The following is a 16,107-nucleotide window of genomic DNA, read 5'->3' on the forward strand; positions in this document are numbered from 1 at the left end:
GATTTGAATATATAAATTTATATGTTAATTAATAAGTACAAGGGAAAAAATCTTTATATTCATTTTCTTGTATGTTAAAATTCAAAAAATAAGTAAATAACTATTTCGGAGGTACTAAGATATGCAAATGAAAAATTTATTAAGACTTATGGGTGCATTAGCCCTAACAACAGTAGCTACTACTTCAGTTGTAGCTTGTGGTGATCAAACTGTAGTTAATTTAGATACAGTATTAAAAAAGAAAGAATTAGGTCCAATTTCAGTTGTTGATATTACTAAACCAACTGAGAAAGAACTTAAAGAAGCTATTAAAGCAGTTCCAGAAAATAAAAACATTGATTTAAATGGTATTACAGTTAAAGTTAATACTCCTGAAAAAGAGGGAGATCCAATTACTAGTGCAGTAGTTACTCCTGATGGTAAAATTTATAATGGTGATTCAATAACTATTACATTTACATTAGCACATAAAAAGACAGATGTTGAAGTTACAACTGATATTAAAGCAGCTTTAGAAAAAGGTGTTGATGGTAAATCATTAAATGATTCACAAAAACAAAGTGATGCTAAAGATATTATTACAGCAGCAATTAAAAAAGTTACTGATGAAGATAAAGCTAGTGAAGCAACATTTACTTTTGATAAAGAAGATACAGATTTAACTGTAGGAGATAATATAGTTAATATTAAAGTTACACTTGGGCAATCAAAAGATGTTGCAGTTGCTGTTAAATTAACTGGTGTAACAGCACACGAATAAGAAATATAATATTTTATTATAATTAAAATGACACAATTTAAATTGTGTCATTTTTTTCTAATTATTTTTCAAAATTTATTTGACTATTAATATTAAAAAATGGTATTATACTTATTGGACTAAATTTTGATACACTAGGAATTGTGTATATAATTAATTCTTTAAAATCATAAAGGAGGCTAACGATTAATGCCAACAATGAACCAACTATTACGTAAAGGACGTACAGATAAAAAATACAAATCTAAATCACCAGCGTTAAATGTTTCATATAATTCATTAACAAAAACAACTTCTTCAATTAGCAGTCCGCAAAAAAAAGGTGTAGCGCTTGTAGTTACTACAAGAACACCAAAAAAACCTAACTCAGCTTTAAGAAAAATTGTTCGTGCTCGTTTAACTAACGGTATGGAAGTTACTGCTTATATTTCTGGAGAAGGTCATAATTTGCAAGAACATGCTATTGTTGGAATCCGTGGTGGAAGAGTTAAAGACTTACCTGGAGTTAGATACCATGTTATTCGTGGGTATTCTGATACTGCCGGAGTAGTAAATCGTAATCAAGGTCGTTCTAAATACGGAACTAAAAAACCAAAAGATAAGAAATAAGGAGGTAAAACTAAATGCGTAAAAATCAAGCTATTAAAAGAGAATTAGTTGCTGATCCAATTTATGATTCAAAAATTGTTACTCAATTAATTAACGCCATTATGATTGATGGTAAAAAAAGTGTAGCTCAAAAAATTGTTTATAATTCTTTTAAAATTGTTGGAGAAAAAACCCAACAAGTACCATTAGAAGTATTTGAAAAGGCAATTGCTAATATTACACCACAATTAGAAATTAAAACTCGAAGAATTGGTGGTGCAAACTATCAAGTTCCTATTGAAGTTAGTGCTACTCGTAAGATAACTTTAGCAATTCGTTGATTAGTTTCTTATTCACAAGCAAGATATGGTAATAGTATGCAAGATAAACTTGCAGCTGAGATTATGGATGCTGCTACTGGTAATGGTTCATCAATTAAAAAACGTGATGAAATTCATCGTATGGCTGAAGCTAATAAAGCCTTTGCTCACTATAAATGATAATAAAGGAGAGAGAAAATGGCAGAAAAATCAGGTCGAGAATATTCACTAGCAAATACTAGAAATATTGGAATTATGGCTCATATTGATGCTGGTAAAACTACAACAACAGAAAGAGTTTTATATCATACTGGTAAAATTCATAAAATTGGTGAGGTACATGAAGGTGCCGCAACTATGGACTGAATGGAACAAGAACAAGAACGTGGTATTACTATTACTTCAGCTGCAACAACTGCTGTTTGAAGAAATAATCGAATAAATATTATTGATACTCCGGGTCACGTTGATTTTACTGTTGAAGTTGAACGCTCATTAAGAGTTTTAGACGGAGCAGTTGCTGTATTAGACGCGCAAACTGGAGTTGAACCACAAACCGAAACTGTTTGAAATCAAGCAACTAGGTATAATGTACCAAGAATTGTTTTTGCAAATAAAATGGATAAAATTGGGGCTGACTTTGCTCATTCAATTCAAACATTAAAAGATCGTCTTGGTGCTAATGCTCATGCAATTCAATGACCAATTGGTGCAGAAGATGCTTTTGATGGAATTATTGATATAATTGAGATGAAAGCATACCATTTTGATGGTAAACCAAATGAGGATTATAAAGAAATTGCAATTTCTGAAGAACTTAAAGATGTTATTGCAAGTAGACGTGAGGAATTATTAGAAGCACTTTCTCACTTTGATGATGATTTCTTTATGAAATATGCTGAAGGAGAAGTAACTGTTGCTGAAATTAAGACAGTAATTCGTAAAGCAACAATTGCTGCTGAGTTTTTCCCAGTATTATGTGGTAGTGCCTTTAAAAATAAAGGTGTTAAATTAATGTTAGATGCAGTTATTGATTACTTGCCTTCACCATTAGATGTACCTGCAATTAAAGGAATATTACCTGTTTCATCAAAAGAAGTAGAACGTCATTCTAGTGATGAAGAACCTTTCTCAGCGTTAGCATTTAAGATCATGACTGACCCTTTTGTTGGAAGATTAACTTTTTTTAGAGTATATTCGGGAACATTAGAATCTGGTAGTTATGTATTAAACTCAACTAAAGAAAAAAAAGAGCGTGTTGGTAGAATTTTACAAATGCATGCCAATAGTCGTGCCGAAATTAAAAAGGTTTATGCTGGTGACATTGCTGCTATTGTTGGTTTAAAAGATACAACTACTGGTGATACATTATGTGATGAAAAACATGAAGTTATTTTAGAAAAAATGGTATTTCCAGAACCAGTTATTTCATTAGCGCTTGAACCTAAAACAAAAGCTGATCAAGAAAAAATGAGTTTAGGTTTACAAAAACTTGCAGAAGAAGATCCAACATTCCGTGTTTCATCAGACAAAGAAACAGGACAGACAATTATTTCAGGAATGGGAGAACTGCATTTAGACATCTTAACTGATCGTTTAAAACGTGAATTTAAAGTAGCAACTAACATTGGAAATCCACAAGTTGCTTATCGTGAAACAATTAAAGCAGTTTGTGAACGCGCTGAGGGTAAATATATTCATCAATCAGGTGGTCGCGGCCAATATGGACATGTTATTATTAAATTTGAACCAAATCCAGATAAAGGATTCGAGTTTGTTGATAAAATTGTTGGTGGTAAAGTGCCACGTGAATACATTAAACCAGTACAAGAAGGATTAATTGAATCATTAGCTAATGGTTTAATTGCAGGATATCCAGTTATTGACGTTAAAGCAACATTATATGATGGTTCATTCCACCCTGTTGACTCTTCAGAACGTGCCTTTAATATTGCAGCTTCTAAATCTTTACAAGATAATAAAGATTTATTAAAACCAGTATTATTAGAACCAATTATGAATGTTGAAGTTATTATTCCAGATGAATATTATGGTTCTATTGTTGGTAAAATTTCTGGTAAAAGAGGTACTATCGAAGCAGATGAAATGCGTGGTAATAGTAAAGTTGTTAAAGCTAAAGTGCCTTTATCTGAAATGTTTGGTTATGCTACTGAATTACGTTCAATGACCCAAGGACGCGGAACATATACAATGTCTTTTTCACACTATGAAGAAGCACCAAAATCAGTTGCTGAAGCAGTTGCTGGTAAATATCAAAAAGGAAGAATTACTAAAAAATAAAATAATTTAATTGAAAGTATAATAACTTTACTTTAAAATTATCTTAGTGTTTAATTTAATTAAATAAAAATAAGTATTAATTATTTCCAGGGAGGAAACAAAAATGGCAGAAAAAGAAGTAAAAAAATCAAAGCCTGTATCAACAGGCCCAAAACAAAAATTTGAACGTACAAAACCGCACGTTAATGTTGGAACAATTGGTCACGTTGATCACGGAAAAACAACATTAACTGCTGCAATTACTAGTTATTGTTCAAAACATGAAGCAGATGGATATAAAGGTATGTTTAAGGACTATGCTTCTATCGATGCTGCTCCAGAAGAAAAAGCACGTGGTATTACTATTAATACAGCTCACGTTGAATATGAAACACCAACTCGTCACTATGCACACGTTGACTGTCCAGGTCACGCTGACTACATTAAAAATATGATTACAGGTGCAGCTCAAATGGATGGTTCAGTGTTAGTTGTTTCTGCAACTGATGGTCCAATGCCACAAACACGTGAACACATTCTATTGGCACGTCAAGTTGGAGTTAAAAAAATTGTTGTATTCTTAAATAAGTGTGATATGGAAAGTGTAGACGATGACGTATTAGAACTTGTTGAAATGGAAATTCGTGAATTACTAACTAAGTATGAATTTGAAGGTGATGATACACCAATTATTCGTGGTTCTGCAAGAGGAGCATTAGATGGTAAAAAAGAATGAGAAGCAAAAATTAAAGAATTATTAACAGCAATGGATGAATGAATTCCAACACCAAAAAGAGAAGTTGATAAACCAGTATTATTAGCTGTTGAAGATGTTTTCACTATTACTGGACGTGGAACAGTAGCTACTGGAAGAATTGAACGTGGAACTTTAAAAGTTAATGATGAAATTGATATTATTGGTATTAACAAAGGTCTTAAAAAAGTTGTTGTTACTGGTATTGAAATGTTCAGAAAATTATTAGATGAAGCACAAGCTGGTGATAACGTTGGAGTATTATTACGTGGAGTTAAACGTGAAGATATTCAACGTGGACAAGTTATTGCTAAACCAGGATCAGTTACTCCACATACTAAATTTAAAGGTGAAGTTTATATTCTAACTAAAGAAGAAGGTGGACGTCATACTTCATTTAATCCGGGATATCGACCACAATTTTATTTCCGTACAACTGATGTTACAGGAAGTATGGGAAACTTTATTAATAAAGGTGAAAAATCGGAATTAATTATGCCAGGTGATAACGTTACTATTACTGTTGAATTAATTCACCCAGTTGCCCTTGAGAAAGGTACTCAATTCTCAATCCGTGAAGGCGGAAGAACTGTTGGAGCCGGACAAGTTACTGAGGTTATTGAATAATCACATTAAATCAAAAATCTTTATTCTCAAAAGAGAATAAAGATTTTTGATTAAAAATATTTTAGTAGTAAAATTAATTTATAGAAAAGAGATGATAAATCAATGCCTTATGTTAAAGAACTGGAAAGTCTAATTTTAAATCGTAAATCAATTCGTAATTATGATCCTAGTAAAGTTATTAGTGATAGTAAAATTAACGATATTCTTAACTATGTGCGTCATACCCCATCTTCATATGGTTTAGAACCATGAAAAATTTTAGTTATTAGTAATTCTAAAATTAAAGCACAATTGCAACCAATCATAAATAATCAACAACAAGTTAGTACTTGTTCACATTTATTTATTTTATTAAGTTATAGTGGTGAAAATTTCAATACTAGTAATCAATGATTTGTTGATACTGTTATGAAAAGACGTAATTTAACAAAACCACAATACGAAATTTATAAATCAACATTTAATAATTTCTTTGATCATGACAAAAAAACACAAATAAATCATTGGGCACAATGTCAAACTTTTATTTTATTACAAAACCTTTTATTATTATTAACTGCTCATGAAATTGATAATGTTGTATTAGGTGGTTTTAATGAACAACAATTATTAACTTACTTAGAATCAAATAAGATTATTGAACCTAATAAGTATCATGTTACAATTTTAGTGTCTGCTGGTTATGGTTATCCATCAAAAACTAAAATTATTAAAAATGAAGTTAGTGAAATCAGTACGCTTATCAAATAAATGTATTAGAAAAGGTATTGGGTGGTTGGTGGTTGGCCCTTAATTACTGGACCATTTTTGATATAAAATTCTAAATTTTAATTTGTAAAATTGGTGGTTTTAGAAATTTAGAATGTATTCTTTCATAATTATAAAACATAACATATTGATTTACATCATTTATAGCTTCATTGATGGATAAATATTGATTTGATCCTTTAGGTAGTCATTCTTGAGATAAATGAGAAAATCAGTTTTCAGATAATACATTACCACCAATATCATAAGGTTGTTTTTTGCTTAAAATTATTTGTTTATCCTCTGCTCATTTTGTGATATCGTGACAATAAAATTCGTTGGCGTTATCTGAATGTAAAATAACATTTTTTACTTGATTTCAAGAAAATTGTTTGTTGATTTTTTCAAGAGCAGGAAGAATTAAAGAGGCTTTTATGTAATCTGTGTATCTTTGTTTTACAAAGTACTAGTTTAGATTAATTCTATCTTCAAATTTTATCATAAAATGAGCAATTGCTGTATTTCAATTTTGAATGGGCATTGTTCATTTTTTTGTTATATGGTGGTTGGCCCTTAATTACTGGACCATTTTTGATATAAAATTCTAAATTTTAATTTGTAAAATTGGTGGTTTTAGAAATTTAGAATGTATTCTTTCATAATTATAAAACATAACATATTGATTTACATCATTTATAGCTTCATTGATGGATAAATATTGATTTGATCCTTTAGGTAGTCATTCTTGAGATAAATGAGAAAATCAGTTTTCAGATAATACATTACCACCAATATCATAAGGTTGTTTTTTGCTTAAAATTATTTGTTTATCCTCTGCTCATTTTGTGATATCGTGACAATAAAATTCGTTGGCGTTATCTGAATGTAAAATAACATTTTTTATTTGATTTCAAGAAAATTGTTTGTTGATTTTTTCAAGAGCAGGAAGAATTAAATCCTGATATGATTTATTAGGAGCAATATTATAACTAACAACATTATTTGAATAAAAATCAATAATTACAAAAAGATATAATCATCCTTCTTTAGTATTTATTTGTTTAGTGTCCATTGATCAAATTTGATTTGAAGAGGTTGTACTTTTATAATCTTTGTTTACTTTATCCATTGTAGGTATTCACTTATTTGGATTTTTTTTGTTTTTAGGATAGTTATTTTTAGTTTGTTTTAATCCTTGAATATTGTGTTCTTTCATAATTTTTCGCATTTGTTTTATTGATAATTCTATATTTAAAATGATATTTTTTTCTTGTTTTAATCACTCTTTAAAAGCTGAAAAAATTCTTAAATATCCATAAATTCTGCCTTTTCTTGTAGAATGAAATTCGATTAAAAGTTGGCATATTTTTTGATATTTATGATTGCATTTAATAATATGATTTTCTTCTTTTTTAATAGGTTTTTGTTTATTTTTTAAAAAGTAATATGTTGATCTGTTTAATTGAAGATATTGACATAGGTTTCTAATTGAATATTGATTTTTACAATCATCAATAATTTTAATTTTTTCTTTGATATTTAATTTGTTAATTACTAATGCTATTTGTTTAATTTTATCCATTAATAAAAATCCTTTCAGGTTAAAATTAGTGTTAATTATATAACACAATTGTTTTTAGAATACATTCAGGTTTTTTAAATTAATGGTCTAGTAAAAAGGGCTAAGTGGCAAGTGGCAAGTGGCAAGTGGCAATTAACAATTTCTTTGGTTTTAGCTATTATTTGACCTTTATTTATTTTTGCTATTATTGGTGTTTTAATATCAGTATTTATTAGTCATATTCTTATTAATAGTCATAACTTGTATTTAGCGTTAATTAACTATGGATGATATATAAATGTGCATATGACAATTATTGTGGTAACTGTTCCTTTATTGTTATTAGTAATTATTAGTTTTTTTATAGTTTATTTATTTTTACAAAAAAAACCACTTGACTTAATTAGTAGTAAAAATTTTAAAAAATATCATCATTTAAATATTAGCAAAATTTTTAATTTTATTAGTGTTAAAGTTATTGGTGATATTAGTTATCATAATAAATTGGCAATAACTATTAGCATGCGTAGTTTTGGTAAATTAGTTATCATTAGTATAGTTAGTATTTTTGCTGCCACATTAATGCTATTTTCAATTGCAGCTAGTGGTTTAGTTAATGATATGTTATCATTACAATTTGAAGGAATTAATTTTAATTATTTAAATAGTTATCATTATGAAGACATTGAAAATAATTTTATTAATAATAACAAGCAGTTGCTTTATAACATTGCTCCAGTTTCACAAATAGAATCAGGAGTATCACTTAAACAAGATTTACAAGATGCCTATTGATTCATATTTAATAAATCCTAATAATCCAGCACCCGTTATTCGCGATTTACGTAATAAATATATTTTGGGTAGCGATTTATTAAAGATGCGTAAAAATTTTGAAAAATCAACAACATGAAATTTATTACCACAAACATTTAAAAAACAGTGAACAAAACAAATAAATATTATTAATTATTTAACAAATGAAAGTGGTAATAATAATGATTTATTAATTAGCTTTGGTATTATTCCTTATCAAGAACAAAATGAGTTACCTTTTATTAAATTGAATATTGAATATTCTTATGATTTGGATTTTAGTCATAATAATGCTATTGGTAATACTTATGATAGTGTAACTCAAACTTTTAATGATTCATGCTTTAGTAATGAAGTTACAATAAGACAAACTATCTATCGTATTAATGCAAATAGTAATAATTTTATTAAACCTAATTTAATTAATAGTAAATTTAAAAAATTTATTAATATGAACAGTGATACAATGAACACTTCTGATTTTTGATTAAATAAAGAATTTACTAAAAATGTTAACAATATAAAAAAACAATTGCATATTACTAGTACTAATGGCCCAAATGTTACCTTTTTACCGATTGTAGCATCTAATGCCCTAGCATCCAATACTAGTACTGGTAATGGTAACAATATTGGTAAAGCGATTTTATATCCATATTTTGATTTTAATGGTAATAAAAAATATTTAATTGGTATTATTTATGATGGCTTTAGGAATTTAGGAATATCAACATTATTAGTATCACAATCACTTTTAAATAGTGCTATTAATGAAAATACAGGATTATTAATTAATAATGCCAAAATGAGTAAATTTAATGATAATGAGTTACGACATTACTTAACTTTTATTAATACTGAAAATAATTATAATCTTGATTTAACTAAAATTTTGAATACTGACTACATTAATTCTAGTGGTTTTGTTAGTTCTTTGAGTGGTATTGTTCCAATTGGTAATGAAAAAGCAGCATTAGAAAATAATGAAATAAGTATTCAATTACTTATTGGTTTTTTTGCAATTTGTAGTATTATATTATCATTTATGATTATGACTTTGGTTAATAATATTTTAGTTCGTGATAATTGAATATTGATTAATATTTTAAAAGTATTGGGATATAATACTATGGAAGTATCTTACAATTTTATTATAATCGTTGTCCCTTTAATTTTAATTTTTTCAGTTTTTAGTATTTTTATTACCCCAATATTGATTAATATTTTAGCACAGCAGTTAATTACTTTTAGTCATGTTATTTATCCAATTATTTTTCGTTGATGATATTTTTTATTAGCTTTTGGTATTAATATTATTGTTTATATTAGTGCTTATATTATTACTTGATTATTAAATTTTAGAAAATATAAGTTATGAGCATTTATGGAGTAAAGATATTAGTTAATAAAAATTTTATTCTAGTAAAAATTTAAAAAAGGAAGTTTATTATGTTTTTAATTGATTTTCACTTAGAACCTGTTTAAAATCTTTTCAATAAAATTGAAATAAAGGCAAGAACAACCATTTGTAAGCTAGTATTTAATTTTTTTCACAATTTTTTCATAATCTTCTGCATTTTTCTAATCATGCAAAACTTCGTTCTACAACTCATCTTTTTGGTAATACTACAAAAGAATGTAATTCATTACGTTTTATAACTTCAACATTTGCATTTATAATTGTTTTAATTTTAGAAGCAAATTTTTCACCAGTATAACCAGCATCTACTAGTATTTTTTGAACTGCAGAAAGATTCTCTTTTTCATTTTCAATCATTATTATAGCACTATTACGATCTGTTTTTTCTGCTGTGGTTATGTAAATTGCATGTGGTAAACCTTGAGAATCAACAGCAATATGACGCTTTATTCCTGAAATCTTTTTACCAGCATCATAACCTTTATTTTTAGTAGTATCTGTATTTTTAACACTTTGTGAATCAATTATACAAAAACTAGTTTGTTCTTTTCTACCATTATTGATACGAAATGCCTTGACTAATTTTTTTTAAAACTAATTGTAATACACTAGGTTCTTTATCATTATTTTTACTTCAAGCTTGAAAATAATAATATACAATTTGTCATTTTGGAAAATTTTTTGGTAACATTCTTCACTGGCAACCACTTTTTAATACATATAAAACTGCACAAAATACTTCATATAAATCTAAACTTCTTGGTTTAGTTCTCTTTTTAGTATTTTCTAAAATTGATTTTATATTTTCAAATTGCTCTTTGCTAACATTACTAGGATAATTTTTACACATATATACCTCTTATTTTAAAATATATAATCATTTTATCCTATTCTCTAAAAGATTTTAAACAGGTTCTTAGAAAGGCATATAATGAATTTATAATGTTTTTAAACCCATTGTTTTAATTTTAAAGCAAATGGGTTTTTATGTTAAAAAGGAGATGAACTTATGGAACAGCAAGAAAGTAAAACAGCCACTTAGCCCTTTTTACTAGACCATTAATTTAAAAAACCTGAATGTATTCTAAAAACAATTGTGTTATATAATTAACACTAATTTTAACCTGAAAGGATTTTTATTAATGGATAAAATTAAACAAATAGCATTAGTAATTAACAAATTAAATATCAAAGAAAAAATTAAAATTATTGATGATTGTAAAAATCAATATTCAATTAGAAACCTATGTCAATATCTTCAATTAAACAGATCAACATATTACTTTTTAAAAAATAAACAAAAACCTATTAAAAAAGAAGAAAATCATATTATTAAATGCAATCATAAATATCAAAAAATATGCCAACTTTTAATCGAATTTCATTCTACAAGAAAAGGCAGAATTTATGGATATTTAAGAATTTTTTCAGCTTTTAAAGAGTGATTAAAACAAGAAAAAAATATCATTTTAAATATAGAATTATCAATAAAACAAATGCGAAAAATTATGAAAGAACACAATATTCAAGGATTAAAACAAACTAAAAATAACTATCCTAAAAACAAAAAAAATCCAAATAAGTGAATACCTACAATGGATAAAGTAAACAAAGATTATAAAAGTACAACCTCTTCAAATCAAATTTGATCAATGGACACTAAACAAATAAATACTAAAGAAGGATGATTATATCTTTTTGTAATTATTGATTTTTATTCAAATAATGTTGTTAGTTATAATATTGCTCCTAATAAATCATATCAGGATTTAATTCTTCCTGCTCTTGAAAAAATCAACAAACAATTTTCTTGAAATCAAATAAAAAATGTTATTTTACATTCAGATAACGCCAACGAATTTTATTGTCAAGATATCACAAAATGAGCAGAGGATAAACAAATAATTTTAAGCAAAAAACAACCTTATGATATTGGTGGTAATGTATTATCTGAAAACTGATTTTCTCATTTATCTCAAGAATGACTACCTAAAGGATCAAATCAATATTTATCCATCAATGAAGCTATAAATGATGTAAATCAATATGTTATGTTTTATAATTATGAAAGAATACATTCTAAATTTCTAAAACCACCAATTTTACAAATTAAAATTTAGAATTTTATATCAAAAATGGTCCAGTAATTAAGGGCCAACCACCGTTCAAAAAATACTAGTAGATGCTGGTTATACTGGTGAAAAATTTGCTTCTAAAATTAAAACAATTATAAATGCAAATGTTGAAGTTATAAAACGTAATGAATTACATTCTTTTGTAGTATTACCAAAAAGATGAGTTGTAGAACGAAGTTTTGCATGATTAGAAAAATGCAGAAGATTATGAAAAAATTGTGAAAAAAAATTAAATACTAGCTTACAAATGGTTGTTCTTGCCTTTATTTCAATTTTATTGAAAAGATTTTAAACAGGTTCTAAGGAAACTAAAAAAGGAATTGTAGAACAAATAGAAGCAATTAATCAATTAGAAAAAATGATTAATGAAGTTAAAAAACAACTTAACAAAAATGCTTATTAAATAAGGAGTAAAATATGCCATTAGATAAGAATAAGGATAAACAAGATTTACAAATTAAAATATTTACAGATGAGCAAATTCAATTACTTACCGAAGATGATATTAAATCATTATCAATTGAACAAATTCAAGTATTTAATGAAAAAATTAAAGTATTAGATAAAGAAGTTGAAAAAAGAACCATAATATTATCAAATTATATTGATGTAATTACTGATGCTATTTTTAAAATAACTAGTTTATTAGAAGAAAATGTTTTTTTGGAAAAGCAAAAAATCGGCAATTTTAAAAATTTTATTTTTTGAATGCTTAGTTGTGGTTCTGTTAATAAAAATAAAAAGAATAGAAAAAAACTAAATAAAAATAAAAAGGAAATACAAGAAAAAACTAATGAACGAAAAGATTTAAAAATAATATTTGAAAATATTAGTTTAGAAAGAAAAAAAATAAATGATAAGTTAAATAATTTAATTAAATTAACTGAATTATGAAAAAATATTAATGATAAAAAAAATAGTATAAAAAACACTTCACAAGATAAAGAATTTTCTTGTTCTAAATTTGTTCAAGAAATTAATGCTTTAGAATTAACTAGTCAAACACCAGTAAATGATCGTGTACAAAACTTACCATAAATATAACCATTATTTATGAATATAGTAGTGTTTATTAAAAAGGAAAAAAACTAAAAATGGAACAATATTATGAATTATTAGGTTTATCTATTGGTGCAACAATTCCTGAAATTAATGCATCTTTTAGACGTTTATCTTTAAAATTACATCCAGATAAAAATACTAATAATCCAGAAGCAACTATTAATTTTCAAAAATTAAGTGAAGCGCGTAATGTTTTAGTTAAACAAAAAGAATATGAAGAAAAAACTAATAAAATATGGAAAGAAAATTTAAAAAAACAACAAGCAGAACAAGAAACATTTCAAAATAAACAAAAAGAAGAAATTTTAGTTAAGCAAAAATTTAAGATATTTGAAAAAGAAATTGATCAAAAAATAAAAAAATATTATATTGAGTTATTACCTAAAATACTTGATTTTAAAATAGAATTAAAGAAATTAGAAAAAGAACTTTTAACTTTACAGTCAAAAAGTTCTAAATTAAGAAAATCTATTATTAATTTAAATACAAAGAAAATAAATCCAAGAATTAATTTTTATATTAAATGTATTACTTTAGATTTTTATGATTGAAATAAAATAACAGAAAAAGAACTATGTGAAAATAAAAATGAATTTATAAAAACCAATAGGGAAAAAGAAAATTTAAAAGAAAAATATGATATAGTAAAAACTAATATGCAAATATTAATTAATGAGCAAAACTTATTACAAGAAGATCTTAAAGAATCATTTGCAAAAGAAGATGATTTGAAAAAATATATAAATTCATTTAATTTAGAAGAAAAAGATTCAATAAGAGATTGAAATAAAGAGGCTTTTATGTAATCTGTGTATCTTTGTTTTACAAAGTACTAGTTTAGATTAATTCTATCTTCAAATTTTATCATAAAATGAGCAATTGCTGTATTTCAATTTTGAATGGGCATTGTTCATTTTTTTGTTATATTTTCAATTGCTAAGTAAAATATTTTGAAAACTGCCATATCATTTGGAAAAACTTTTTTATTTCTGATGACTTTTCGTAATTGACTATTTACAGATTCAATAGCATTTGTAGTATAAATCACTCTTTTGATTTCTACTGGATAACTAATAAAAACCATTAAATTATCTCAATTTTTATATCAAGATTTAGCAATTTGAGGATATTGTTTATTTCATTTACTTTCAAACGATTCTAAAGCCTGCATTGCTTGTTCTTCACTACATGCAGTATAAATTGGTTTTAAATCTGCAACTAGAGATTTTCTATGCTTATATGAGACATATTTCAAACTATTTCTAATTTGATGAACTATGCATAATTGATGTTCTGTTTTAAGATAAACTGATTGTATTGCTTCTGACATGCCTGTTAAATTATCACTGCAGGCAATAAGAATATCATTTAAGCCACGATTTTTCATTTCTGTTAAATTTGCTAATCAAAATTTAGCACCTTCATTTTCACTAATTCATAAACCTAAAACATCTTTTTTACCTTCTAAATCAACTCCTAAAGCTATATAAACTGATTTATTAATAATCCTTTTATCTTGTCGTACTTTCACTACTATGCAATCAAAATAAACAATCGGATAGACACTTTCTAATGGTCGATTTTGCCATGCTTTTACATCATCAATAACATCATCAGTAATTTGGCTAATAACACTTTCACTAATATCAGCACCATGATATAACTCTTGCAACTGCATTCTAATGTCAGATAATGTCATACCTTTTGCATATAAAGAAAGAACTTGTTGATCAAAACCATCAAATCTTCTTTGTCTTTTTGCAACTATTACAGGATTAAAATTACTATTGCGATCTCGTGGTACATCAATCTCAATTTTACCTTGTTGAGTTATTAATTTTTTTGAACTTATACCATTACGAGCATTGTCACTATTACTATGTTGATTCTTATCATATCCTAAATAATTTTGCATCTCAGAATTCAACATTTTTTCTACTAATCTTTTTGTTAATTCTTTATACAATCCTTTCTCTTTAAAAACTGTTGTTAAATCTTCAGTATTTTCTAATAATAAATCTACTGCTTTTGATATTGGATCATTATTATTAATATTTTGCTTTTTAGCCATCTGTAACTCACTCTTTCTAGTCATTTAATTATATTTACTAGAATTAATTAAACATAGTTATTTTTGTAAGTTACACAGATTACTAAACATTACCAAAAAATAAACTAGCACAAAAAGTAGTATATAACATATAAAAACTTTTAAATAAATTAACTAATGTTATTCTTTTAAATTAAGAAAAGAATAACATTTTTAATAATAAATTAAAGATTGACTACTATCATTCAATTCTGAATTATTATCTCAATTATCCAACATATCATTAATTGCTCTAATTGAAATAGGATCAAATCTAATTAATTGATTATTAACATCAATAATTAAGTTATCTACCATTCTTTCCAATTCTCATTGAAACATTAATGGTTTTTCTTTATTTTGTAATTCTTCTTTTTTATTATTCAATTTTGTTAATATTTCTATTAAGCTAACTGTACTATTTTCATTTCAGTTATTATTTATATTTACAAAATCATTTCTTAAATTTTCAATTTCACTAATAGTTTTATTTATATACCTTGCTTCTGCTCTCTTCTCATATCATTCAGGAAATAATTTTTTGTGTACAAATGGTCCCATAGTAAATAATACTAATAATGAACTAGTAACAGCACCCATTAGCATTCGAATTGGTAATGAAAATTTATTTTCATTACTACCAAGTGCTTTAACAATTTTTTCATTACATAAATATGTTATACCAATTCCTGGTATTGTACTAAGCAAAAACCCACTACCAATAATACTCACTTTTTTTCATATATTTAATCCTTGATAATTATATATTAATTGTTGTCTACTATCTTCTGATATTCCTTCTTGTCTTATCATAATTTACTCCTATTTTTTAATTTGAGTTAATAAAATTAATTACTAATATCTTAACATAAAAACTAACATTAATATTTTAATAAACAATTAATTAATATATTTAATATTCTAAAATAAAAATAATAAAAACTAATT

14 protein-coding genes and 2 pseudogenes are annotated in these 16,107 nt (G+C 25.8%); 12 read left to right on the forward strand and 4 right to left on the reverse strand.

Annotated elements, in window-relative coordinates:
* Positions 1-121 precede the first annotated feature (121 nt).
* The 6 genes from AAHM96_RS00290 to AAHM96_RS00315 all read left to right on the forward strand — a co-directional run bounded on the left by AAHM96_RS00290 (position 122) and on the right by AAHM96_RS00315 (position 6,079).
* Positions 122-760, forward strand: coding sequence for a hypothetical protein (locus tag AAHM96_RS00290; RefSeq protein WP_342273248.1), 639 nt, complete (start codon positions 122-124; stop codon positions 758-760).
* Between the two features lie 189 nt (positions 761-949).
* Positions 950-1,369 carry a 30S ribosomal protein S12 gene (rpsL, locus tag AAHM96_RS00295; protein WP_252320120.1) on the forward strand — a complete coding sequence of 140 codons (420 nt, stop codon included), beginning with the start codon at positions 950-952 and terminating at the stop codon, positions 1,367-1,369.
* A 14-nt stretch (positions 1,370-1,383) separates the two neighbouring features.
* Entirely contained in the window at positions 1,384-1,851 is a 468-nt protein-coding gene (gene rpsG, locus AAHM96_RS00300; RefSeq protein WP_174481359.1) for a 30S ribosomal protein S7, read from the forward strand.
* A gap of 15 nt (positions 1,852-1,866) precedes the next feature.
* Positions 1,867-3,969 carry an elongation factor G gene (gene fusA, locus AAHM96_RS00305; protein ID WP_342273249.1) on the forward strand — a complete coding sequence of 701 codons (2,103 nt, stop codon included), beginning with the start codon at positions 1,867-1,869 and terminating at the stop codon, positions 3,967-3,969.
* A 103-nt stretch (positions 3,970-4,072) separates the two neighbouring features.
* Entirely contained in the window at positions 4,073-5,329 is a 1,257-nt protein-coding gene (tuf, locus tag AAHM96_RS00310; protein WP_338961656.1) for an elongation factor Tu, read from the forward strand.
* A 102-nt stretch (positions 5,330-5,431) separates the two neighbouring features.
* Positions 5,432-6,079, forward strand: coding sequence for a nitroreductase family protein (locus AAHM96_RS00315; RefSeq protein ID WP_338961659.1), 648 nt, complete (start codon positions 5,432-5,434; stop codon positions 6,077-6,079).
* 601 nt (positions 6,080-6,680) lie between these two features.
* On the opposite strand, the gene AAHM96_RS00320 is transcribed toward AAHM96_RS00315, so the two are convergent.
* The gene (locus tag AAHM96_RS00320) at positions 6,681-7,658 is read right to left on the reverse strand and encodes an IS3 family transposase (protein ID WP_342272762.1); all 978 of its coding nucleotides are present in this window, start codon (positions 7,656-7,658) and stop codon (positions 6,681-6,683) included.
* A gap of 111 nt (positions 7,659-7,769) precedes the next feature.
* On the opposite strand from AAHM96_RS00320, the gene AAHM96_RS00325 reads away from it, so the two are divergent.
* Together AAHM96_RS00325 and AAHM96_RS00330 are read left to right on the forward strand one after the other, a co-directional pair.
* Positions 7,770-8,453: a hypothetical protein gene (locus tag AAHM96_RS00325; protein WP_342273250.1), complete on the forward strand. Its 684-nt coding sequence runs from the start codon at positions 7,770-7,772 to the stop codon at positions 8,451-8,453.
* On the forward strand, positions 8,422-9,846 hold the full coding sequence (locus tag AAHM96_RS00330) for an FtsX-like permease family protein (RefSeq protein WP_342273251.1): 1,425 nt from the start codon (positions 8,422-8,424) through the stop codon (positions 9,844-9,846). The genes AAHM96_RS00325 and AAHM96_RS00330 overlap by 32 nt, the downstream gene beginning before the upstream one ends.
* Positions 9,847-9,934: 88 nt before the next feature.
* Here AAHM96_RS00330 and AAHM96_RS00335 read toward each other — a convergent pair.
* Positions 9,935-10,723 (reverse strand): annotated as a pseudogene (locus AAHM96_RS00335) (IS5 family transposase).
* 292 nt (positions 10,724-11,015) lie between these two features.
* On the opposite strand from AAHM96_RS00335, the gene AAHM96_RS00340 reads away from it, so the two are divergent.
* The 4 genes and pseudogenes from AAHM96_RS00340 to AAHM96_RS00355 all read left to right on the forward strand — a co-directional run bounded on the left by AAHM96_RS00340 (position 11,016) and on the right by AAHM96_RS00355 (position 13,876).
* Complete coding sequence (locus tag AAHM96_RS00340; RefSeq protein ID WP_342272797.1) at positions 11,016-11,993, forward strand: IS3 family transposase; 978 nt, start codon at positions 11,016-11,018, stop codon at positions 11,991-11,993.
* A gap of 43 nt (positions 11,994-12,036) precedes the next feature.
* Positions 12,037-12,300: pseudogene (locus tag AAHM96_RS00345) on the forward strand (transposase); the annotation flags it as partial.
* A gap of 125 nt (positions 12,301-12,425) precedes the next feature.
* On the forward strand, positions 12,426-13,046 hold the full coding sequence (locus AAHM96_RS00350) for a hypothetical protein (protein ID WP_342273252.1): 621 nt from the start codon (positions 12,426-12,428) through the stop codon (positions 13,044-13,046).
* 56 nt (positions 13,047-13,102) lie between these two features.
* Complete coding sequence (locus AAHM96_RS00355; RefSeq protein WP_342273253.1) at positions 13,103-13,876, forward strand: J domain-containing protein; 774 nt, start codon at positions 13,103-13,105, stop codon at positions 13,874-13,876.
* Positions 13,877-13,902: 26 nt separating this feature from the next.
* On the opposite strand, the gene AAHM96_RS00360 is transcribed toward AAHM96_RS00355, so the two are convergent.
* Both AAHM96_RS00360 and AAHM96_RS00365 read right to left on the reverse strand, forming a co-directional pair.
* Positions 13,903-15,141, reverse strand: coding sequence for an IS256 family transposase (locus AAHM96_RS00360; protein WP_342273672.1), 1,239 nt, complete (start codon positions 15,139-15,141; stop codon positions 13,903-13,905).
* Positions 15,142-15,333: 192 nt separating this feature from the next.
* The gene (locus AAHM96_RS00365; RefSeq protein WP_342273254.1) at positions 15,334-15,972 is read right to left on the reverse strand and encodes a hypothetical protein; all 639 of its coding nucleotides are present in this window, start codon (positions 15,970-15,972) and stop codon (positions 15,334-15,336) included.
* Between the last annotated feature and the right edge of the window lie 135 nt (positions 15,973-16,107).

Source organism: Spiroplasma endosymbiont of Acasis viretata, assembly GCF_964031275.1.
GTDB classification, from domain to species: domain Bacteria; phylum Bacillota_I; class Bacilli_A; order Mycoplasmatales; family VBWQ01; genus Spiroplasma_E; species Spiroplasma_E ixodetis_A.